Annotated in this window: 16 protein-coding genes and 1 pseudogene; 3 read left to right on the plus strand and 14 right to left on the minus strand. The window is 72.5% G+C overall.

The genetic code is table 11. The features are described from left to right. Positions 1-6: 6 nt before the first annotated feature. From ACIGYR_RS11455 to lipB, 5 genes are all read right to left on the minus strand, one after another. Entirely contained in the window at positions 7-1,092 is a 1,086-nt protein-coding gene (locus tag ACIGYR_RS11455) for a nitrous oxide reductase family maturation protein NosD (RefSeq protein ID WP_399595595.1), read from the minus strand. Between the two features lie 144 nt (positions 1,093-1,236). Continuing rightward, positions 1,237-1,938, minus strand: coding sequence for a DUF4191 domain-containing protein (locus ACIGYR_RS11460; RefSeq protein ID WP_391838981.1), 702 nt, complete (start codon positions 1,936-1,938; stop codon positions 1,237-1,239). A gap of 60 nt (positions 1,939-1,998) precedes the next feature. Next, positions 1,999-2,196 carry a hypothetical protein gene (locus tag ACIGYR_RS11465; RefSeq protein ID WP_391838982.1) on the minus strand — a complete coding sequence of 66 codons (198 nt, stop codon included), beginning with the start codon at positions 2,194-2,196 and terminating at the stop codon, positions 1,999-2,001. Between the two features lie 215 nt (positions 2,197-2,411). Further along, positions 2,412-3,401 (minus strand): lipoyl synthase, encoded by a 990-nt coding sequence (lipA, locus tag ACIGYR_RS11470; RefSeq protein ID WP_399595593.1) that lies wholly within the window; start codon positions 3,399-3,401, stop codon positions 2,412-2,414. A 118-nt stretch (positions 3,402-3,519) separates the two neighbouring features. After that, entirely contained in the window at positions 3,520-4,353 is an 834-nt protein-coding gene (gene lipB, locus ACIGYR_RS11475) for a lipoyl(octanoyl) transferase LipB (protein ID WP_399595591.1), read from the minus strand. Positions 4,354-4,594: 241 nt separating this feature from the next. Between lipB and ACIGYR_RS11480 the strand changes: the two genes are divergently transcribed. Continuing rightward, positions 4,595-6,064, plus strand: coding sequence for a regulator (locus ACIGYR_RS11480; protein WP_399595590.1), 1,470 nt, complete (start codon positions 4,595-4,597; stop codon positions 6,062-6,064). 154 nt (positions 6,065-6,218) lie between these two features. Here ACIGYR_RS11480 and ACIGYR_RS11485 read toward each other — a convergent pair whose 3' ends face one another. Beyond that, on the minus strand, positions 6,219-7,592 hold the full coding sequence (locus ACIGYR_RS11485; protein ID WP_399595588.1) for an NAD(P)/FAD-dependent oxidoreductase: 1,374 nt from the start codon (positions 7,590-7,592) through the stop codon (positions 6,219-6,221). A gap of 180 nt (positions 7,593-7,772) precedes the next feature. Further along, positions 7,773-8,669, minus strand: a complete 897-nt coding sequence (locus ACIGYR_RS11490; RefSeq protein ID WP_399595586.1) for a TIGR01777 family oxidoreductase — start codon at positions 8,667-8,669, stop codon at positions 7,773-7,775. Positions 8,670-8,743: 74 nt separating this feature from the next. On the opposite strand from ACIGYR_RS11490, the gene ACIGYR_RS11495 reads away from it, so the two are divergent. Then, positions 8,744-9,232: a GNAT family N-acetyltransferase gene (locus tag ACIGYR_RS11495; RefSeq protein WP_391838994.1), complete on the plus strand. Its 489-nt coding sequence runs from the start codon at positions 8,744-8,746 to the stop codon at positions 9,230-9,232. Positions 9,233-9,318: 86 nt separating this feature from the next. Here ACIGYR_RS11495 and ACIGYR_RS11500 read toward each other — a convergent pair whose 3' ends face one another. Beyond that, positions 9,319-10,503, minus strand: coding sequence for a MarP family serine protease (locus ACIGYR_RS11500; RefSeq protein ID WP_399595583.1), 1,185 nt, complete (start codon positions 10,501-10,503; stop codon positions 9,319-9,321). Between the two features lie 267 nt (positions 10,504-10,770). On the opposite strand from ACIGYR_RS11500, the pseudogene ACIGYR_RS11505 reads away from it, so the two are divergent. Then, a pseudogene (locus ACIGYR_RS11505) lies at positions 10,771-11,508 on the plus strand (peptidoglycan recognition protein); the annotation flags it as partial. A 395-nt stretch (positions 11,509-11,903) separates the two neighbouring features. Here the strand turns inward: ACIGYR_RS11505 and ACIGYR_RS11510 are convergent. The 6 genes from ACIGYR_RS11510 to lpdA all read right to left on the minus strand — a co-directional run bounded on the left by ACIGYR_RS11510 (position 11,904) and on the right by lpdA (position 20,713). Beyond that, positions 11,904-12,422: a DUF4240 domain-containing protein gene (locus ACIGYR_RS11510; RefSeq protein WP_391838997.1), complete on the minus strand. Its 519-nt coding sequence runs from the start codon at positions 12,420-12,422 to the stop codon at positions 11,904-11,906. A 63-nt stretch (positions 12,423-12,485) separates the two neighbouring features. Next, positions 12,486-13,469: a helix-turn-helix transcriptional regulator gene (locus ACIGYR_RS11515; RefSeq protein WP_399595581.1), complete on the minus strand. Its 984-nt coding sequence runs from the start codon at positions 13,467-13,469 to the stop codon at positions 12,486-12,488. An 84-nt stretch (positions 13,470-13,553) separates the two neighbouring features. Continuing rightward, positions 13,554-16,256, minus strand: coding sequence for a pyruvate dehydrogenase (acetyl-transferring), homodimeric type (gene aceE, locus ACIGYR_RS11520; RefSeq protein WP_399595579.1), 2,703 nt, complete (start codon positions 16,254-16,256; stop codon positions 13,554-13,556). Between the two features lie 259 nt (positions 16,257-16,515). Further along, positions 16,516-17,139, minus strand: a complete 624-nt coding sequence (locus ACIGYR_RS11525; RefSeq protein WP_391839002.1) for a GntR family transcriptional regulator — start codon at positions 17,137-17,139, stop codon at positions 16,516-16,518. 296 nt (positions 17,140-17,435) lie between these two features. After that, positions 17,436-19,262 carry a 2-oxoglutarate dehydrogenase, E2 component, dihydrolipoamide succinyltransferase gene (gene sucB, locus ACIGYR_RS11530; RefSeq protein WP_399595577.1) on the minus strand — a complete coding sequence of 609 codons (1,827 nt, stop codon included), beginning with the start codon at positions 19,260-19,262 and terminating at the stop codon, positions 17,436-17,438. Between the two features lie 62 nt (positions 19,263-19,324). After that, positions 19,325-20,713 carry a dihydrolipoyl dehydrogenase gene (gene lpdA, locus ACIGYR_RS11535; RefSeq protein ID WP_391839006.1) on the minus strand — a complete coding sequence of 463 codons (1,389 nt, stop codon included), beginning with the start codon at positions 20,711-20,713 and terminating at the stop codon, positions 19,325-19,327. Positions 20,714-20,905 lie beyond the last annotated feature (192 nt).

Below are 20,905 nucleotides of genomic sequence, written 5' to 3' on the forward strand. Positions count from 1 at the left end.
GTCCGGTCAGCACAGGCCCGCGGGCTTGGAGGCCCGGCAGGAGTTGCCGTCGAAGGCGTTGCCGCTCTTGGTGGCTTCCTGGTTGACGAGGTCCGCGGGGGAGTTGCCGCCGAGGTAGTTGCCGGTGATCCGGTTCCGCTCGCTCGTGACGCCCACGAAGCTCTTGAACAGGACGATGCCGCCCGACAGCGGGGACCTGCCGGAATGTCCGGTGACGGCGTTCCACGTCACCAGCGCCTTCTCGGTGCCGGTCAGGACGATGCCCGAGCCCTGGAGGTAGGGCAGCCGGGCGGTCTTCGGGCAGTACTTGTTGTTCCGCTCGACGATGTTGTGGCTGACGGTCAGCGCGCCCGTCTTCGGCTTGTTCTCGTCGCCGACGACGAACACGCCCGCGCAGTTGCCGTTGACGTGGTTGTACGTGACCGAGAGGTTGCGCAGCCGGCGGACGGTGAGGCCGATCCGGTTGTTCTCCAGGTGGTTCCCCGTGACCAGCGTGCCCTTGGTGTCGCGGGCGCCTTGCTCGGCCTTCACGCTGTTGGCGAGGAACAGCCCCGCGTCCCCGTTGCCCCGGGCGGTGTCGCCCCGGAACACCCCGCGGGTGGAGTGCTCCTGGGCGATGCCCCACTGGCCGTTGTCGTCGGCGGTCACCCGCTCCACGGTCAGCCGGTCGGTGCCCATGGACCACACGCCCGTCTTGGGGAAGCCGGTGACCCTCAGGTCGGCGACGGTGACGTCCGGGACGGCCTTGTTCTTCCCGCCGATCACACAGATGCCGTTGCCGGCCTCGTGGCAGGTGACGGAGCCCTTCTTCCCGTGCGGCGCGGCCTTGGTCTTGCCGGGCGGCTGGACGACGGTTCTCCGGCCCATGCCGCGCAGGGTCAGTCCCGGCGTCTTGACCGTGACGCTCTCGCGGTAGGTGCCGGCCAGCAGGAGCACGGTGTCTCCGGGCCGGGCGGCGTTCACCGCCTTCTGGATCGACTCACCCGGACGCACCACGAGGGTCTGGTGGGCGGCCGACGCCGGGGTGGCGCCGAGGAACGCACCGGCGAGGACCGTGGTGCACGTGAAGTACGTAATATGGCGTTTTGTCACACTCCGAAGGCTAGGAGTGCATGAGCTGATTACCCGCTGGATACTCCGTTCGGCGGCGTGTCAGAGGGGCCGGAAACGCCGAAGCGCCCCCGCAGGGGCGCTCGGCCGTGTCGTGGTGGACCGCTCAGCGGCACCGCGGATCGCTCAGCGGCCCCGCGGGCCGCCCTTCGGCAGCTTCATGCCCTTGGGCATGGGCCCCTTCGGCAGTGGCATGTTGCTCATCAGGTCGCCCATGGCCCGCAGCCGGTCGTTGGTGGCCGTCACCTGGGGGCCGGTGAGCACGCGCGGGAGCTTCAGCATGGTCGTGCGGAGCTTCTTCAGCTCGACCTGGCCGTCGCCGGTGCCGACGATCAGATCGTGCACCGGCACGTCCGCGACGATGCGGTTCATCTTCTTCTTCTCGGCGGCCAGCAGGCTCTTGACCCGGTTCGGGTTGCCCTCGGCGACCAGCACGATGCCCGCCTTGCCGACCGCCCGGTGCACCACGTCCTGGCTGCGGTTCATCGCCACCGCCGGAGTGGTCGTCCAGCCCCGGCCGACGTTGTCCAGTACCGCGGCGGCCGCACCCGGCTGGCCCTCCATCTGCCCGAAGGCGGCCCGCTCGGCCCGGCGGCCGAACACGACCGCCGTCGCCAGCAGGGCGACCAGCAGGCCGAAGATGCCCAGATAGACCGGATGGCCGAGCAGAAAGCCGATCGCGAGGAAGACACCGAGGGTGCCGAGGCCCACGGCCGCGAGTACAAGGCCGATCATCTTGTCGGCCTTGCGGGTCATCTTGTATGTGAGGGCGATCTGCTTCAGTCGCCCGGCATTCGCGGCGTCCGCCGCGGGTTCCTTCCTCGCCATGCCACGAAGTCTACGTGCCCCAGGGAGCGCGTACGACGGCAGTGCCCGGCACGGCGGGCGTCACGGGCGGGTGGCGGCCTGTTCGAGGACCCGCTGGGTCTCGACCCGGTCCTTGGCACGGCGGCGGTCCTCCAGGACGGAGGTCCAGGCGTTGCGGCGGGCGGTGCGCTGTCCGCCGCTCATCAGCAGGGATTCGACGGCGCGGAGGGCGTCGGTGAAAGACGGGATGGCGGTGGCGCGAACGGGCGCGGCCTGCATGATCGAGGTCCCCCTCGGAGCGGTGGAGATACGGGGTGTGATACCAGAGTCACTGATTGGTGTTACCAGGGCATGTCCGGCCGGTCAAACACCGATGAAAGCTTGATGCGAGGAGCCGGAACGCCGACGCGGCCCTGACGGCCGCCTCATCAGCGAGGACGGTCAGGACCGCGTCGGATCGGCCATTACTGGCCAGTAATTACTTGTGCGGGAGTTCACACGGCCGGGGCGGCCACTTGGCTGTCGTCCTGCCGCGGAGCGGCGGAATGACGCTGTTCGATCGCCATCCGGTAGAGGCGCCCGGCGCGGTACGACGACCGGACCAGCGGACCGGACATCACACCGGAGAAGCCGATCTGCTCGGCCTCCTCCTTCAGCTCCACGAACTCCTGCGGCTTCACCCAGCGCTCGACCGGGTGGTGCCGGACGGAGGGGCGCAGGTACTGGGTGATGGTGATCAGCTCGCAGCCCGCGGCGTGCAGCTGCTTGAGCGCCTCGCTGACCTCCTCACGGGTCTCGCCCATGCCGAGGATCAGGTTGGACTTGGTCACCAGGCCGAAGTCGCGGGCCTCGGTGATGACCTTCAAAGAACGCTCGTAGCGGAAGCCGGGACGGATGCGCTTGAAGATCCGGGGCACGGTCTCGACGTTGTGCGCGAAGACCTCGGGACGGGCGGAGAAGACCTCGGCGAGCTGCTCGGGGACCGCGTTGAAGTCGGGCGCCAGCAGCTCCACCTTGGTGCGGCCGCCCTCCCGGTCCGCCGTCTGCTGGTGGATCTGGCGCACGGTCTCGGCGTACAGCCAGGCGCCGCCGTCCGCCAGGTCGTCGCGGGCGACGCCGGTGATGGTGGCGTAGTTCAGGTCCATGGTGACCACGGACTCGCCCACGCGGCGCGGCTCGTCGCGGTCGAGGGCCTCGGGCTTGCCGGTGTCGATCTGGCAGAAGTCGCAGCGCCGGGTGCACTGGTCGCCGCCGATGAGGAAGGTCGCCTCGCGGTCCTCCCAGCACTCGTAGATGTTGGGACAGCCGGCTTCCTGGCAGACCGTGTGCAGGCCCTCGCTCTTCACGAGGTTCTGCATCTTCGTGTACTCGGGACCCATTTTCGCCCGGGTCTTGATCCACTCGGGCTTGCGCTCGATGGGGGTCTGGCTGTTGCGGACCTCCAGGCGCAGCATCTTGCGTCCGTCGGGTGCGACTGCGGACACATCGGCTCCCTGTAGCTTCGATTCTTCGGCGTACACCAGAGTACGCCCGTGCTCATCGCGCCCTGCCGCTGAGGCCGACCTCACGGTCGCAGGGCGCATTCCCGGACGGCCGGGCGGATCAGGCGGATGCCTTCTCGATCGGCCGGGGCTTGAGGTCCGCGTTCTCCAGGACGTCCCGCAGGTGCTTCTCCATCACCGGCAGGACCTCCTCGATCGTGACGTCCCGGCCCAGCTCGGCCGCGAGGGAGGCGACACCCGCGTCCCGGATCCCGCAGGGGATGATCCGGTCGAACCACTTGTTGTCCGGGTTCACGTTGAGGGCGAAGCCGTGCATCGTGACGCCCTTGGCGACACGGATGCCGATCGCGGCGATCTTGCGGTCCTCGCGCCGCTGGCCGGCGTTGGAGGGCGCGTACTCCGGGCCGTTGAGGCGGGGGTCGAACTCCTCGTCGGTCAGCCGCGGGTCGAGGTCGAGGTCGAGGTCGAGGGAGAGCCCGCCCCCGGCCTCCGGCCCGGGGGACCTCCAGGCCGGCCGCTGCTCGACCGGGTCGCCGAGAACCCACACCCCGCTGCGGCCCTCGACCCGGCTGGTCTCCAGACCGAACTCGGCGCAGACGCGGATGATCGCCTCCTCCAGCCGCCGCACGTGCGCGACCACGTCCACCGGGCGGGGCAGTTTCTGGATCGGGTAGCCCACCAGCTGGCCCGGGCCGTGCCAGGTGATCTTGCCGCCGCGGTCCACGTCGATGACCGGGGTGCCGTCCAGCGGGCGCTCGCTGTCCTCGGTGCGCCGGCCCGCCGTGTACACCGGCGGGTGCTCCAGAAGGATCACCGTGTCGGGGGCCTCGTCGGCGAACCGGGCCGCGTGCACCCGGCGCTGCTCGTCCCAGGCCACCTGGTAATCGACGGCATCCGCACCGAACCCCATGCGGACGAACCGCAACTCACTCACGGCAAGCGCCTCCCTCAGCGAACCGGTGTGTCAGGCACGTAAAGCGCCCACGCCACTGTACGTCCGACCGGAGTACGTCAGCCCTGCGGGCGTTCCTCACACGATCGGATGAATACACGGCGAAGTGTGCGATCACCTGCTCACTCTCCGCTACATTCGCGCCGTTCGTGAGGCCATAAGGGCTGCTCAAAGGCAATCCGGGCACGTCGACAGGCCCGGAAGGCAGGAGACCGCACCGCAGATGACGGACCGACCCGCGCAGCGCACCCCCAACCGCCAGCTCGCCGCGCTCATCGCAGAAGCGGGGTTCTCCAACGCGGGTCTGGCCCGTCGCGTCGACCAGCTCGGCCTGGAGCACGGGCTGGACCTCAGATACGACAAGACCTCCGTCACCCGCTGGCTGCGCGGACAGCAGCCGCGGGGTACGACGCCCGCCCTCATCGCCGAGGTGTTCACCCGTCGGCTCGGCCGCCGGCTCACCGCCCAGGACCTCGGCCTGGACGCCTGTGCGCCGGTGTACGCCGGTCTGGAGTTCGCGGCCGGCCCGGAGGAGGCCGTCGACATCGTCAGCGGGCTGTGGCGCAAGGACTCCGGCAGCCACGCCGAGCTGCGCAAGATCGCCTTCACCCCGGCGGGGCTGGTCGTGCCCAGCCGGGACTGGCTGATCGGCAAGCCCGACGACCGGGTGGCCCGCGAACCGGCGCCCCGGGTGCCGCCCCAGGGCCGGCCCGGTGCGGCCAGGTCCCAGCCGCGGCAGGGGGTGCCGGCCGTGCCCCGGGTGCGCGGGCACGCCGAGCGCGTTCCCGGCCACCGGGTCAGCGGCGGTGACATCGCCGCGCTGCGCTCGGTCGGTGAGCTGTTCCGCACGCTCGACGACCGCTTCGGCGGCGGCCACGCCCGCCAGGCGCTGGTGCGCTACCTGGAGCACGAGTGCGAGCCGATGCTCCGCGGCAGCTACGACGAGCAGACCGGTCGCCGGCTGTTCGGCGCCGCCGCCGATCTGACCCGGCTCGCGGGCTGGACGTCGTACGACATCGCCGCGCACGGGCTCGCACAGCGCTACTTCGTGCAGGCCCTGCGGCTCGCCCAGGCGGCCGGCGACCGGGCGTACGGCTCCTACGTCCTGGTCACCATGAGCCGCCAGGCCGTCTACCTCGGCCACGGCAGGGAGGCCGTGCAGCTGGCGCGGGTCGCCCAGCAGGGCGTCGGCACCGGCGCCCCGCCCGTCGTCCAGGCGCTGCTGCACGCGTCCGAGGCACGGGCCCACGGTGTCCTGGGTGAGGTGCGGGCGTGCACCGCGGCGCTGGTCCGGGCCGAGCGCGCGCTCGAGGCGGCCCGGCCCGGGGACGAGGTGCCGTACTGGGCCGCCTTCTTCGACGAGGCGCAGCTCGCCGACGAGTTCGGGCACTGCCACCGGGACCTCCAGCAGTACCGGGCCGCCGCGCAGCACGCGGAGCGCGCCCTTCAGCTGCGGGCGGCCGGCTACGCCCGCAGCCGCCTGTTCTGCCGGGTCGTCCTCGCCACCGCCCGGCTCGGCCTCGGCGAACTCGACCAGGCGTGCGCGCTGGCCGCGGAGGCGGCGGGCCAGGCCGCCGAGATGCGGTCCGCCCGCGCGATCGAGTACGTGCGGGACTTCGAGCGTCGACTGGAGCCCTACCGGGACGCGGCTCCGGTGCGGGGCTACCGGGAGAAGGTCGCGGCGCTGGGCTGACCGCGACGGAGTGCGGCCCGGCACCGCCGGTCGTGTCCGCCGTGCCCGAGCGCCGTCTCGGCGGAAACCGGTCATCGCCGGCCTGTTTCCGCCGCGACGGCGAGTGACCACGGCGGTGGCGCGGCGGTGCCGAACTCGCCGCACCCGCCCCGGCCTAGGCCGCCCGCGGCAGCGTGGGGGCCGGGTCGGCGGTGTGGAGCGAGCCGGCCGCGCCCAGGTCGCAGAGGATCGCCGAAGCCGCCCGGTGGGCCGAGTGCAGGGCGCCCTGCACGGTGCTGGTGTCCCGGTGGTCGCCGCAGACGTACAGACCGGCCAGCAGCCGTACCGGCCGGCGCAGGTCGTGCGGCGGGCGCATCGCCGGGACCGCCTCCGGGGTGTGGTGCACGGCCAGCGTCTCCCAGCGGCGCGTCGAGGTGCCGTAGAGCCGCGAGAGGTGGATGCGCACGGCGGTGTCGACGCCCTCCGGTGGGGGGCCCAGCACCGTCGAGGAGATCAGCACCCGGCCGGCCGGCGCCCGGCTCGGGTCCACGTTGCTGAGCACCGCCGTGTGCGCCACGGGCCCGCCCCGGTCGGCGTCCAGCAGCAGCGAGGCACCGGTCGGGAAGGCCACCGCGGGGTCGTCGGTGGTGTGATGCACCACGGTCACCGGATGGAACTCCGGCACCCTCAGCCCCGGCAGCAGCTCCGCCGCGGCCCGCGCGTCGGTGGCCAGCAGCACCGCCCGGCAGCGGATCTCCCCGTGCTCGGCGGTGGCCACCGAGGTGGTGGACACGGAGGTGACCCGTACCCCGGTGTGCACGGTGCCCGGTGGCAGCGCCCGCGCCAGCATCTCCGGCAGCATCTCCGCCCCGCCCTCCGGCACGCACAGCCGGCCGCTCGCGAAGGCGCGCAGCGCCAGGTCGGCGCACCGGCTGGACGAGGTCAGCTCCGGATCGCACAGCAGCGCGGCGAGCAGCGGGCGCAGGAAGCCGTCGATGGTCCGCGCCGGTACCCCGCGCTGGGCGAGCGCCAGGGCGGCCGGCATCTCGGGACGGGCCAGGATGCGTTCGACGGGCGTGGCCGCGATCCGGCCGAGCGCGGCGCCCAGCCGGGCCTGGTCCACCGCGCCGCCGACCGGAGCGGCTGCCCGCCCCGGCGCGGCCGTCACACTCCTCGGGGCGCCCGCGAGAGCGCGCACCACATGGAGTGCGCCCCGTGCGCCCCTTGCGCTCCCGCCGACCGCCGGCGGGAGCGCGCGCTGGGTGCACCCGTCGCGGTGCAGCAGGACGCCTGGTGCGAAGCGGCGCACGGTCAGGGCGTCCAGGCCCGGTGTGAGCCGGAGTTCGGGGTAGGAGGTGGACAGCAGTTGTCCGATGCGGTCGAGCCGGAAGCCGTCGACCTTCTCCGTCGACATGCGTCCGCCGACGTACGGGGCGGCCTCCAGGATCGCGGTGGTGACTCCTGCGCTGGTCAGCCGATGGGCCGCCGAGAGGCCGGCGATTCCGGCTCCGACGATGACGACGTCCACCTGGTACGCGGGCTCAAGCACGAGGCCCCTCCTGTGGTTGCGCGGCCGGTGGAGACGTCATGCCCCCAACTGGCCCCGGGAATACCCGAGTTCGCGTCGAGGGTAGGGCCACGATCGGTCAACTACAGTCGCGCACCGACAGGGCACGGTCGCATGGAGGTCGCATACGGTCACTTTCGTTCGCCGGTGTTGTCATCCGGCTCACCCCGCCGCACCGATCGCCTCGTCGATGCCCGGAAACGCGAACCGGAACCCCGACTCCAGCAGCCGTTTCGGCACCACCCGCTGGCTGCCCAGCACATCCCCGGCCATCTCCCCGAGCACCGTCCGCAGCGCCGGAGCGGGCACCGCGAACACGGTCGGCCGGTGCAGCACCCGCCCCATCGCCGCCGTGATCTCACGGTTCGGCAGCGGCTGTGGAGCCGTCAGGTTGAACGGCCCCGACAGTGCCTCCCCGTCGATGAGGTGCCGGATCGCGGCGACCTCGTCGTGCAGCGCGATGTACGACCAGTACTGCCGTCCGTCGCCCAGCCGCCCACCGAGCCCGGCCCGGAACAGCGGGAACAACCGCCCCCAGGCCCCGCCGCCCCGGGCCACCACCAGCCCCGTCCGCAGGAACACCGTCCGCACCCCCGCCTCCTCCACGGGTGCCGCCGCCTCCTCCCACTCCACGCACAGCCGGGACAGGAAGCCGTCGCCCGGCGGCGCGTCCTCGTCCACCACCCGGTCGCCGGTCTCGCCGTAGAAGCCGATCGCGCTGCCGTTCAGGAACGCCCGCGGCGGCCGGGGCAGCGAGACCGCCGCCTCGGCGAGCGCGGCCGTGCCCAGCACCCGGCTGTCCCGCAGCAGCCGCTTGTACTCCGGGGTCCAGCGCCGGTCGCCCACCCCGGCCCCCGCCAGGTTGACCACGACGTCACACCCGGCCAGCCCGGCCGCGTCGACGTACTGCCGCCCGGGGTCCCAGCACACCTCGTCCGGGCCCCGGGGCGCACGGCGCACCAGCCGTACCACCTCGTGCCCGTCGGCGGTCAGGGACCGCACCAGAGCGCTGCCGATGAGGCCGGACGCGCCGGCCACCGCGATGCGTGAACGTTCCATGGTCTCCAGCATGCCGGTGGGGCCGGTCGGAAACCCGGTGGGACGCCCGGACCGTACGCCGTAGGGTGACCGTCATGCCGGAGCTGTCCATACGTCACGCCCGCCCCGAGGACGACGGGGAACTGGCCCTCCTCGACCGGGCCGCCTGGTCCACCCTGCACGCGGTGGGGCCGGAGCCCGAGCCGCCCTACGAGCCGTTCTTCGACGAACGGCACGGCCCCTCGGACTACCTCGTCGCCGTGGCCGACGGGCGCCTGCTCGGCTACGTCCGCATCACCCACCCGACCCCGCTCGCCTCGAACGCGCACGTCCTGGCGATCCAGGGCTTCGTCGTCGCCGAGCGGGCGCGCGGGCGGGGCGTCGGGCGCGCGCTGATCCGGGCCGCCGTGGCGGAGGCACGGGAGCGCGGTGCGCGGCGCCTCACCCTGCGCGTCCTCGGGCACAACACCCCGGCCCGCAAGCTGTACGAGTCCGAGGGGTTCGCCGTCGAGGGTGTGCTGCCCGAGGAGTTCCACCTCGACGGCGCCTACGTCGACGACGTCCTCATGGGCCGCGGCGTGTGAACCCCCGGCCCGCCCGCCCATGGCCCGCCCTCCGGATCCGGCCGCCGTCACGGGCCCTGGCGCCGGCCTGACCCCGGACGACGGCCCTAGGCGTCGACCAGCTCGCCCGTGCCCACCGGCGCCGTCGCCGTGGCCGCGCGCGCCGCGTCGTCCGCGACCTCGGCCGCCGTCAGCGCGTACCCCGTCTCGGCGTCCGAGGTGGAGCGGGCGAAGACCACCCCGAACACCCGGCCGCCCGTGGTCAGCAGCGGGCCGCCCGAGTTGCCCGGCCGGACCGTGGAGCGGATCGAGTAGACCTCCCGGGTGACCGTGCGGTCGTTGTAGATGTTCAGGCCGGTCGCCCGCACCCGGTTCGCGACCGTCGCCGCCTGCAGGTTCAGGCCCCCGTCCTGCGGATAACCCGCCACCACCGCCGAGTCCCCGCGCACCGCGGCGGTGTCGAAGCGCAGCACCGGGGCGCGCAGCCCGGGCACGTACAGCACCGCCACGTCCCGGTCCGGGTCGAAGAGCACCACCCGGGCCTCGTACGACCGCCCGACCCCGCCGATGCGCACGCTCGGGTCGTCGATGCCGGCCACCACGTGGGCGTTGGTCATCACGTGCCGAGCCGCGTAGACGAACCCGCTGCCCTCGCGGCCCTCGGCGCCCGCGGCGCCCTCGATCTTCACCGTGCTCAGCCTGGCCGCGTTCGTCGCCGCCGGGGTGACGCTGTCACCGGTCGGCCGGGCCACCCGGGCCGTCGACTCGTTCTCGAACGGATTGAACACCTGCGGGAAACCCGCCTCGGTGAGCGCCGACGTGGCCCGGGAGAACCACGCGGGCGTGGTCTGCGGCATCGCCTCCTGCACCGCGCCCAGCAGAGCCGAGTTCCGTATCGCCGTCGTCAGGGTCCCCGACGGGGCAGCGGCCAGCACACTCGCCGCCACCCAGGCCACCACCAGCACCGCGACCGAGTTCGCCGCCGCGCCCCCTACCCCGTCCGCCACCCGCAGCGGGCCCCGGTCCAGCTCCCCGCGCAACCGCAGCGCCAGCCTGCCCGCCAGCTCGTGCCCCACCGCCGCCGGCACCAGCACGGTCAGCACCGCGAGCACTGTCGCCGCCGCCGAACCCCGCTCCACCTGGCCCGTGACCCACGGCAGCACCCACACACCGACGACCGCGCCGCCCACGAACCCGGCCAGCGAGACACAACCGGCCACCAGCCCGCGCCGGTACCCGGACACCGCGTAGACGACGACCACCAGCGCAAGCACCAGATCGAGCAGGTCCACGGAGCCGCCTTTCTCTCGGACCCCTCAGTACGGACGGGACCGGTCCGATGATCAGCCACGCACGCCGCCGCGCCCACCGGAGGCGGAACCGGTCACGTACGTGTGTACCCTCCAGAAACGACCCGGACCGGGACGATGGTTCCACCAGGTGGCACAGCGCACATCGCGGGCACACCACAACGGTCCGAGAGTGGGATCATGCGTGTCGCCCGAAGAGCCCGGAAGGCCCGGAAGCCGCGTACCGCACGGACACTCCGCGCAGCGCGCGTGCTGCTCGGGTGCCTGCCCGGGGCGCTGGCCGTGGTCGCGCTGGCGCTGTGCGCCCGCGGCGTCGAGCGGGCCACCGTGCCCGGCCACGGCCGTCCCGCCGCAGCGGCCCGGCCGCCCACCCTCCACCGTGCCGCCCGGCCGCGCATCGTGCCGCGCTCCGCGTGGCTGGACCGCACCACCGGACAGAGCCAGCCGCCCCCGCGCTACGACGACAAGGTCGTCGCCGTCTTCCTCCACCACACGGACTCGCCCAACGACTACCAGTGCGCCGAGGCGCCCCGCATCATCCGCCACCTGTACGCCGGCCAGACCGGCACCCGCGGCTGGGACGACATCGGCTACAACTTCGTCGTCGACCGCTGCGGCACCGTCTACGAGGGCCGCGCGGGTGGCGTCGACCGGCCCGTCACCGGCGCCCACGCCCAGGGCTTCAACCACCGCACCGCCGGCATCGCCGCCCTCGGCACCTTCACCGCCGGCGTCCCCGTGCCCCGGGCCATGACCGACGCGATCGCCGCGGTGGCCGCCTGGAAGCTCGGCCTGGCCGACGTCGACCCCCGCGGCCGTACCCGGCTGGTCTCCAGCAGCGGCCTCAGCCGCTACAAGGCGGGCACCGCCGCCACCCTGCCCGTCCTCGCCGGCCACCAGGACGGCTACCGGACCGACTGCCCCGGATCGGCCCTCACCGCCAGCCTCCCGAAGATCCGGGAACGGGCCGCCCTGCTACAGGGCCGAACCCCCACACCGGACCACACGGCCACGGGGAAGCCGACGGGCACGGGGAAGCCGACGGGCACGGGGAAGCCGACGGGCACGGGGAAGCCGAGCGGCACAGGGAAACCGAGCGGCACAGGGAAACCGAGCGGCACGGGGAAGCCGACCGGCACCGGGAAGCCGACCGGCACCGGGAAGCCGACGGGCACGGGGAAGCCGTCGGGCGCCGACAAGGCCGCGGGCGCGGGGAAGCCGTAGGCCGCACGCAGCCGGCCCCGAGCCCCGCCCCGACGGTCGTGCCCCCGCTCCCGCGGTCGTGCCGTGGATGAGTCGGCACGGACCGAACGCAGGCGGCGGGGTTCCCCGGGCACCCGCGGGCGACCGGCCGCGTACGAACCGGCGGCCGGGGCCCGGCGTCAGGTCTTGAACCGCTCCCACAGGCGGGGATACCGCTGCGCCAGCGTCCGGTCGCTCTCCAGGTCCAGCGGTGTGCCCTCCGGCTCGGCCCGCGCCGGGGCGATGCCCAGGTCGGGCGCGACGGTCCCGGTCAGCTGCTCGTACGCCTCGTCCGCCGCGTACCCCAGCTCCTCACCGTCGCCGTCGATCTCCTCGTCGAAGTCGCCGAGCAGGTCGGCCAGCGCGTCCGGGTCGTGCAGGGCACCCTCGTAGACCTCCCGGCCCTGGCCGATCAGCCAGCACCGGAAGAAGTCGAACGCGTCGTCGCTGCACCCGTCCAGCAGCAGCCAGGCGGCACCCCACAGATCCCAGCGGTAGGCGCGGTTGTAGCGGGCCTCGAAATGACGGGCGAAGTCCAGGACCAGCTCCGGGTCCAGCTGCAGCAGCCGGTCCACCAGCACGTCGGCCTGCTCCTCGGGATCGCCCTCGGCGGCCTCGCGGGTGGCGTCGATCAGCTCCCAGAACTCCGTCTCGTCCATCACGGCACCAGCATCGGGCCTCGGCCGGTGGGGCGCACGCGGAGTACGGCGGGCGGATCGTCGTCAGCCGTCCCTGCGGCGGTACCGCGCGGCGGACCGCGCCACGTCCGCCGCGAACCGCTCCCGCAGCCGGGCGGGCGCCAGCACCTCCGCCTCCGGCCCGAGCGCCGTCAGCTGGCTGTGCGCGACCTCCTCCGACTCCACCGGCAGCGTCACCGTCACCCAGCCCTCGGCGTCCGGCGCGCCCGCACCGTCCAGCGCCTCCCGCGCGCCGAGCGGATCGACGGCGTGCGGCAGCCGGCGCAGGCCGTCCGGGGAGAGCCGCAGGACGACCTCGGCGCGCAGGATCGACCGGGCGAACCGCTCGGCCTGGTCCGCCCAGAAGCCGGGCAGATCGAAGTCGGGGTCGCGGTCGAAGGGTTCTCCGAGGGCGTCGGCGGCGCCGAACCGGTCGATCCGGTAGGTCCGGAAGGAGCCGCTTTCGGCCACACGCGCGCACAGGTACCAGACGCCCGCCTTCAGCACGAGCCCGTACGGTTCCAGCCGCCGTTCCACCTCACGGTCCTCGCGCCGGTAACGGGCGAGGACACGGCTGTCCGCCCACACCGCCTCGGCGAGCACCGGCAGCAGCGCCGGCGTCTCCGGCTCCCGGAACCAGGCGGGCGCGTCCAGGTGGAACCGCTGGGCGGCCGTGTCCGGGGCGTCCCGCAGCGAGGGCAGCAGCGCGGCGGAGACCTTCAGCCGGGCCGCCGAGGCCACGTCCGCCAGCCCCATCTCCCGCAGCGCCCCCGGCACCCCGCTCAGGAACAGCGCCTCGGCCTCGCTCCTGGCCAGCCCGGTGAGCCGCGTCCGGTAACCGCCGACCAGCCGGTACCCGCCGGCCCGCCCCCGGTCGGCGTACACCGGCACCCCCGCCTCCGACAGGGCCTGCGCGTCCCGCGTCACGGTCCGCTCCGACACCTCCAGCTCCCGCGCGAGTTCGGCGGCGGTCATGGCGGGCCGGGACTGGAGCAGCAGCACCATTTTGATCAGACGGGCAGCACGCATACGGCCATCATGCAATGAGGCCCCCGCGCCGGCGGGGGCCTCATCGGTCTATTGGTCTGCTCTCCTGCAACCCGTACCGCTCTGTTACAGGCCGTACTTCTCCCGGGCCTCCTTGACCGCCGTGGCCTTCACCTCGCCGCGCCGGGCGAGCTGGGCCAGGGCCGCGACGACGATCGACTGGGCGTCGACGCCGAAGTAGCGGCGGGCGGCCTCACGGGTGTCCGACAGGCCGAAGCCGTCGGCACCCAGCGAGGACCAGTCCTGCTCGACCCACTGCGCGATCTGGTCCGGGACCTGCCGCATGTAGTCGGAGACGGCCAGCACCGGGCCCTCGGCGCCCTGGAGCGCCTGACGGACGAACGGCACGCGCTCCTCGCCGCGCAGCAGGGCGGCGTCGGCGTCCATCGCGTCCCGGCGCAGCTCGCTCCAGGAGGTGGCGGACCACACGTCGGCGGCCACACCCCACTCCTCGGCGAGCAGCTGCTGCGCCTGGAGGGCCCAGTGGATCGCCGTACCCGAACCCAGCAGCTGGATGCGCGGGGCGTTGGCCGGGGCGGACACGCCCGCCGACTCCGCCGTGTTGAAGCGGTACAGGCCCTTGACGATGCCCTCGTCGATACCGAGACCCTGCGGCTTGGCCGGCTGCGGCAGCGGCTCGTTGTAGACCGTCAGGTAGTAGAAGACGTTCTGGTCCTCGCCCGGCTTGGCCTCGCCGTACATCCGGCGCAGACCCTCACGGACGATGGCCGCGACCTCGTACGCGAACGCCGGGTCGTAGGTCAGCGCGGCCGGGTTGGTCGCGGCGATGACCGGGGAGTGGCCGTCGGCGTGCTGGAGGCCCTCACCCGTCAGGGTGGTACGACCGGCGGTCGCGCCGACGAGGAAGCCGCGGCCGAGCTGGTCGCCGAGCTGCCACATCTGGTCGGCGGTGCGCTGCCAGCCGAACATCGAGTAGAAGATGTAGAACGGGATCATCGCCTCGCCGTGCGTCGCGTACGCGGTGGACGCGGCGATGAAGTCGGCCATCGAACCGGCCTCGGTGATCCCCTCGTTGAGGATCTGGCCGTTCTGGGCCTCCTTGTAGTACATCAGCTGGTCGCGGTCGACCGGCTCGTACGTCTGGCCCTTGGGGGAGTAGATCCCGAGCGACGGGAACAGCGACTCCATGCCGAAGGTGCGCGCCTCGTCGGGGACGATCGGCACCCAGCGCTTGCCGGTCTCCTTGTCGCGGACCAGGTCCTTGATCAGGCGGACGAAGGCCATGGTGGTGGCCACGTTCTGCGAGCCGGAGCCCTTGTCGAAGGAGGCGAACGCCTTCTCCGCCGGGGCCGGCAGCGGGGCCAGAGCGTGGGTACGGCGGGCCGGGGCCGGGCCGCCGAGCGCCGCGCGGCGCTCCTGGAGGTAGCGGACCTCGGGGGAGTCGGCGCCCGGGTGGCCGTAGGGGACCACACCGTCGATGAAGTCGCTGTCCTTGATCGGCAGCTCCAGCAGGTCCCGCATCGTCTTGAACTCGTCCACCGAGAGCTTCTTCATCTGGTGGTTGGCGTTCTTCGACGCGAAGCCCTCGCCCAGGGTGTGGCCCTTGACCGTCTGGGCCAGGATCACGGTCGGCGCGCCCTTGTGCTCGACGGCGGCCTTGTACGCGGCGTAGACCTTGCGGGCCTCGTGACCACCGCGCGAAAGGTGGAAACACTCCAGGATCTTGTCGTCGCTCAGCAGCTTCGCCATCTCGGCGAGCGCCGGGTCCGCGCCGAAGAAGTCCTCGCGGATGTAGGCGGCACCGCGGGTCTGGTACGTCTGGATCTGCGCGTCCGGTACCTCGCGCAGGCGGCGTACCAGCGCGCCGGTGGTGTCCAGCTGGAACAGCTCGTCCCAGGCGGTGCCCCACAGCGTCTTGATGACGTTCCAGCCCGCGCCGCGGAACTGGGCCTCCAGCTCCTGCACGATCTTGAAGTTGGCGCGCACCGGGCCGTCGAGGCGCTGAAGGTTGCAGTTGATGACGAAGGTGAGGTTGTCCAGCTCCTCACGGGCGGCGAGCGCGAGGGCCGCCGTCGACTCCGGCTCGTCCATCTCGCCGTCGCCCAGGAAGGCCCAGACGTGGGAGGCGGAGACGTCCTTGATGCTGCGGTTGGTCAGGTAGCGGTTGAACCGTGCCTGGTAGATCGCCGACAGCGGGCCGAGGCCCATGGAGACGGTGGGGAACTCCCACATCCAGGGCAGCCGGCGCGGGTGCGGGTACGACGGCAGGCCGTTGCCGCCGGACTCCTGGCGGAAGTTGTCCAGGTGGTGCTCGTTGAGCCGGCCGTCGAGGAAGGCACGGGCGTAGATGCCGGGGGAGGCGTGGCCCTGGATGTACAGCTGGTCGCCGGAGCCGTCGCCCTCCTTGCCCTTGAAGAAGTGGTTGAAGCCGGTCTCGTACAGCCAGGCCGCGGAGGCGAAGGTGGCGATGTGGCCGCCGACGCCGTGCTTCGCGCCGCGGCTCACCATCGCGGCCGCGTTCCAGCGGTTCCAGGCCGTGATCCGGGCTTCCATCGCCGGGTCACCGGGCAGGCCCGGCTCGGCGGAGGTGGGGATGGTGTTGACGTAGTCCGTCTCGAGGAGCTTCGGCAGCGCGATGCCGCCCGCCTCGGCGCGCTCCAGCGTGCGCCGCATCAGGTACGCGGCGCGGTGCGGCCCTGCCTCCCGTGCGACGGCGTCGAGGGAGGCCCGCCATTCGGCGGTCTCCTCCGGGTCGCGGTCCGGGAGCTGGTCGAGCGCGCTCGGCTGGATGGCGTGGGGGTCGGTCATGTCGCCGCCTTCCTCAGTCGAAGGGGGTTCCCTCATCGGTAAGGGTTCGGGGGTGCCCTTGGTCTTTGGCAGGACAGGGCAGGGACTTCGGTGGAAGTCCGTCGGTGACTGTAACTCCCTGATCGATGATCGATCAAAGGGTGGAGGGCGAAAACCTCTTGATTTGAGGAAAGTAGGCACGCGGTGCCCTGGGCGATGGCACCGGGTGACGTCGTTCAGCCGTGTTTTCGCAGGTGAGCGAAGGGGAGCTCGGGTGCTGTCAGGCCCGCGGAGCGCAGCCCAGGACGTGCGCCTTCACCAGCTCGGGGATGCGCGGATCGCGCCGCTTGAACGCCTGCACGAGTTCCTCGTGCTCCTCCGCGTACGACTGCTGGACCGTGCCCAGCCAGCGGATCGACAGCGCCGTGAAGACCTCGATGCCGAGACCTTCCCAGGTGTGCAGCAGCACCGAGTTGCGGGCCGCGCGGACCAGCTCCCGGTGGAAACCGACCGTGTGCCGCACCTGGGCCGTGCCGTCCGCGTTCCGGTCGGCCTCGTACAGGGCCATGACGTGCGGCTCCAGCGCCGAGCAGTCCTCCGCGAGACGCTCCGCCGCCAGCTCGGCCGCGATCGCCTCAAGACCGGCCCGGACCGGGTAGCTCTCCTCCAGGTCGGCCGCGGTCAGGTTGCGCACGCGGACGCCCTTGTTCGGGGCCGACTCGATCAGCCGCAGGGACTCCAGCTCACGCAGGGCCTCGCGGACCGGGGTCTGGCTGACCTCCAGCTCGGTGGCGATCCGGCGCTCCACGATGCGCTCGCCCGGCTGCCAGCGCCCGCTGACGATTCCCTCCACGATGTGCTCGCGGATCTGCTCGCGCAGCGAGTGGACGACGGGCGCGGTCATGAGGGCTCCTTTAGGGAGAGGCTCGGAATCCTATGCAGCGGCCCGTAGGGCCTCGTTGATCGGTGGTGGTCGGACGACGGGCGGGCCCCCCGGGGTCGACGTTTAGACAATACGGCCGGTTCGCTGTGCGGGCAGGGCGCATGGGTGTGCTTTTGCGCAGGTGAGACGAGCCTTACACGCCGAGCACCCAGACAAACACGAACACCCCGCCCGGAAAGCTCCGGACGGGGTGCCGTCTGCCCCTCAGGGACGTCTCGGGCCGGGACCCGGCTCGTCGCCGGGGTCGTCGGACCGGGTCAGAGACCCAGCTCGACCTCGAACTCGCCCGCCTCCAGGATCGCCTTGACCGTCGTCAGGTAACGGGCCGCGTCGGCGCCGTCGACCAGCCGGTGGTCGTAGGAGAGGGTCAGGTAGGTCATGTCGCGGACGCCGATGACCGTGCCCTCCTCGGTCTCGATGACGGCCGGACGCTTGACCGTGGCACCGATGCCGAGGATCGCGACCTGGCCCGGCGGCACGATGATCGTGTCGAACAGCGCGCCGCGCGAACCGGTGTTGGAGATGGTGAAGGTCGCGCCGGACAGCTCGTCCGGGGTGATCTTGTTGGCGCGGACCTTGCCCGCCAGCTCCGCCGTGGCCTTCGCGATGCCCGCGATGTTGAGGTCGCCGGCGCGCTTGATGACCGGGGTCATCAGGCCCTTCTCGGAGTCCACCGCGATTCCGACGTTCTCGGAGTCGAAGTAGGTGATCGTGCCCTCGGCCTCGTTGATCTTGGCGTTGATGACCGGGTGGGCCTTCAGCGCCTGTGCGGCGGCCTTGACGAAGAACGGCATCGGGGAGAGCTTGACGCCCTCGCGAGCCGCGAAGGAGTCCTTCGCCCGGGCACGCAGCTTCATCAGGCGGGTGACGTCGACCTCGACGACCGACGACAGCTGGGCCTGCTCGTGCAGCGCCTTGACCATGTTGTCGCCGATGACCTTGCGGATGCGGGGCATCTTCACGGTCTGGCCGCGCAGCGGGGAGACCTCCAGCGCCGGGGCCTTCCTTGCGGCGGCCGGGGCAGCGGCGGCGGCCGGGGCCGGAGCGGCGGTGGCGGCCTTCGCGGCCTCGGCGGCGGCGAGCACGTCCTGCTTGCGGATACGACCGCCGACGCCGGTGCCCTTGACGCCGGCCAGGTCGACGCCGTTCTCGGCGGCGAGCTTGCGCACCAGCGGGGTCACGTACGCGCCCTCGTCGGTCGCCTGGGTGGCGGTCGGGGAGGTCGGCGCGGTGGCCGGGGTCACCGGTGCCGGGGCGGGCGCCGGAGCCGCGGGCTGGACCGGTGCCGGGGCGGCGGCGGGCGCGGCCGGAGCGGCGGGAGCCTGGGCGGCCGGGGCAGGAGCCGGGGCCGGGGCGGGAGCCGGGGCCGGGGCGGGAGCCGGGGCGGCCGGGGCGGCGGCGGGAGCCGGGGCCGGGGCGGCCGGAGCCGGGGCGGCGGCCGGGGCGGCACCCGGAGCGCCGATGACGGCGAGCTTGGCACCGACCTCGGCGGTCTCGTCCTCGCCGACCACGATCTCCAGCAGGACGCCGGCGGTGGGCGCCGGGATCTCGGTGTCGACCTTGTCCGTGGAGACCTCGAGCAGCGGCTCGTCGGCCTCGACGGAGTCGCCCACCGACTTCAGCCAGCGGGTGACGGTGCCCTCGGTGACGGACTCGCCGAGCGCGGGCAGGACCACGTCCGTGCCCTCGGCGGAACCGCCGCCGGAGGCGGCCTCGGCGGTCGGGGCCGGGGCGGGGGCGGCCTGCTCGGTGGAGGGGGCGGCCTGCTGCGGGGCCGGCTCGGGGGCCGGAGCCTCGGCCGGGGCCTCGGCCTCGGCGGGAGCCGGGGCCGCCGCGGGGGCACCGCTGCCGTCGTCGATCACGGCCAGCTCGGCGCCGACCTCGACGGTCTCGTCCTCGGCGACCTTGATGGAGGCCAGCACACCGGCGGCGGGCGAGGGGATCTCGGTGTCGACCTTGTCGGTCGACACCTCCAGCAGCGGCTCGTCGGCCTCGACGCGCTCGCCCTCGGCCTTCAGCCAGCGGGTGACAGTGCCCTCGGTGACGCTCTCGCCGAGCGCCGGAAGGGTTACGGAAACCGCCATGGTTTCGGTTGCTCCTTACGAATTGCGGAAGTCTGTGTCGTCGCGCCCGAAGACGGAAGGCGTCAGTCGTGCATGTGGAGGGGCTTGCCGGCCAGCGCCAGGTGGGCCTCCCCGAGCGCCTCGTTCTGCGTCGGGTGGGCGTGGATGAGCTGGGCCACCTCCGACGGCAGCGCCTCCCAGTTGTAGATCAGCTGAGCCTCGCCGACCTGCTCGCCCATGCGGTCGCCGACCATGTGGACGCCGACCACGGCGCCGTCCTTGACCTGGACGAGCTTGATCTCGCCCGCGGTCTTCAGGATCCGGCTCTTGCCGTTGCCACCGAGCGGGAACTTGATGGAGACGACCTTGTCCGCGCCGTAGACCTCCTTGGCCTTGGCCTCCGTGATGCCGACGGAGGCGACCTCCGGGTGGCAGTACGTCACCCGCGGGACACCGTCGTAGTCGATCGGAACGACCTTGAGACCGGCCAGCCGCTCCGCCACCAGGATGCCCTCGGCGAAGCCGACGTGCGCGAGCTGGAGCGTGGGAACGAGGTCACCGACGGCGGAGATGGTCGGGACGTTGGTGCGCATGTACTCGTCCACGAGGACGTAGCCGCGGTCCATCGCGACGCCCTGCTCCTCGTAGCCCAGGCCCTGGGAGACCGGACCGCGGCCGACGGCGACGAGCAGGACCTCGGCCTCGAACTCCTTGCCGTCCGCCAGGACGACCTTCACACCGTCCTGGGTGTACTCGGCCTTCTGGAAGAAGGTGCCCAGGCTGAACTTGATGCCGCGCTTGCGGAAGGCGCGCTCGAGAAGCTTCGAGGAGTTCTCGTCCTCGACCGGGACGAGGTGCTTCAGGCCCTCGACGACCGTGACGTCCGCGCCGAAGGACTTCCACGCCGAGGCGAACTCGACGCCGATGACACCGCCGCCCAGGATGATCGCGGACTTCGGCACGCGGTCCAGGACGAGGGCGTGGTCGGAGGAGATGATGCGGTTGCCGTCGATCTCCAGGCCGGGCAGCGACTTCGGCACGGAGCCGGTCGCCAGCAGGATGTGGCGGCCCTGGATGCGCTGGCCGTTCACGTCCACGGAGGTGGGGGAGGACAGCCGGCCCTCACCCTCGATGTAGGTGACCTTGCGGGAGGCGATCAGACCCTGCAGGCCCTTGTACAGGCCGGCGATCACGTCGTCCTTGTACTTGTGGACGGCCGCCATGTCGATGCCCTCGAAGGTGGCCTTCACACCGAACTGGTCGCTCTCGCGGGCCTGGTCGGCGATCTCGCCGGCGTGCAGCAGGGCCTTGGTGGGGATGCAGCCGTTGTGCAGGCAGGTGCCGCCGACCTTGCCCTTCTCGATCAGGGCGACGTCCAGGCCCAGCTGCGCCCCGCGCAGGGCCGCGGCGTAACCACCGCTGCCACCGCCGAGGATCACTAGGTCGAAAACAGTGCTGGCGTCGTTCGCCACGTCACGTTCCTCCATGCATGTGCGCCGTACGCCGGTCGGCGATGACCGGCAGGCGGCTGGTGTCCGGCCGCTTGATGCTTCGGCCCTTCGGTGGGGGCCCTGTCCTGCCGGGCTCCATCTTTGCACTTGTTCGAGGCGGACGAGACGCCGGGATGGAGTGTGAGACACCCCACTGGACGGCCCCTGAGGACC

The sequence above is a fragment of the Streptomyces sp. NPDC053076 genome, assembly GCF_044546845.1.
GTDB lineage: Bacteria > Actinomycetota > Actinomycetes > Streptomycetales > Streptomycetaceae > Streptomyces.

What these genes read in the sequence shown, in the direction of transcription:
- ACIGYR_RS11525 (WP_391839002.1), bottom strand. Translation starts at nt 17,139, where the DNA reads ATGACCGCGCCCGTCGTCCACTCGCTGCGCGAGCAGATCCGCGAGCAC.
- ACIGYR_RS11495 (WP_391838994.1), top strand. Translation starts at nt 8,744, where the DNA reads ATGCCGGAGCTGTCCATACGTCACGCCCGCCCCGAGGACGACGGGGAA.
- ACIGYR_RS11510 (WP_391838997.1), bottom strand. Translation starts at nt 12,422, where the DNA reads ATGGACGAGACGGAGTTCTGGGAGCTGATCGACGCCACCCGCGAGGCC.
- ACIGYR_RS11480 (WP_399595590.1), top strand. Translation starts at nt 4,595, where the DNA reads ATGACGGACCGACCCGCGCAGCGCACCCCCAACCGCCAGCTCGCCGCG.
- sucB (WP_399595577.1), bottom strand. Translation starts at nt 19,262, where the DNA reads ATGGCGGTTTCCGTAACCCTTCCGGCGCTCGGCGAGAGCGTCACCGAG.
- ACIGYR_RS11515 (WP_399595581.1), bottom strand. Translation starts at nt 13,469, where the DNA reads ATGCGTGCTGCCCGTCTGATCAAAATGGTGCTGCTGCTCCAGTCCCGG.
- ACIGYR_RS11465 (WP_391838982.1), bottom strand. Translation starts at nt 2,196, where the DNA reads ATGCAGGCCGCGCCCGTTCGCGCCACCGCCATCCCGTCTTTCACCGAC.
- ACIGYR_RS11460 (WP_391838981.1), bottom strand. Translation starts at nt 1,938, where the DNA reads ATGGCGAGGAAGGAACCCGCGGCGGACGCCGCGAATGCCGGGCGACTG.
- ACIGYR_RS11490 (WP_399595586.1), bottom strand. Translation starts at nt 8,669, where the DNA reads ATGGAACGTTCACGCATCGCGGTGGCCGGCGCGTCCGGCCTCATCGGC.
- aceE (WP_399595579.1), bottom strand. Translation starts at nt 16,256, where the DNA reads ATGACCGACCCCCACGCCATCCAGCCGAGCGCGCTCGACCAGCTCCCG.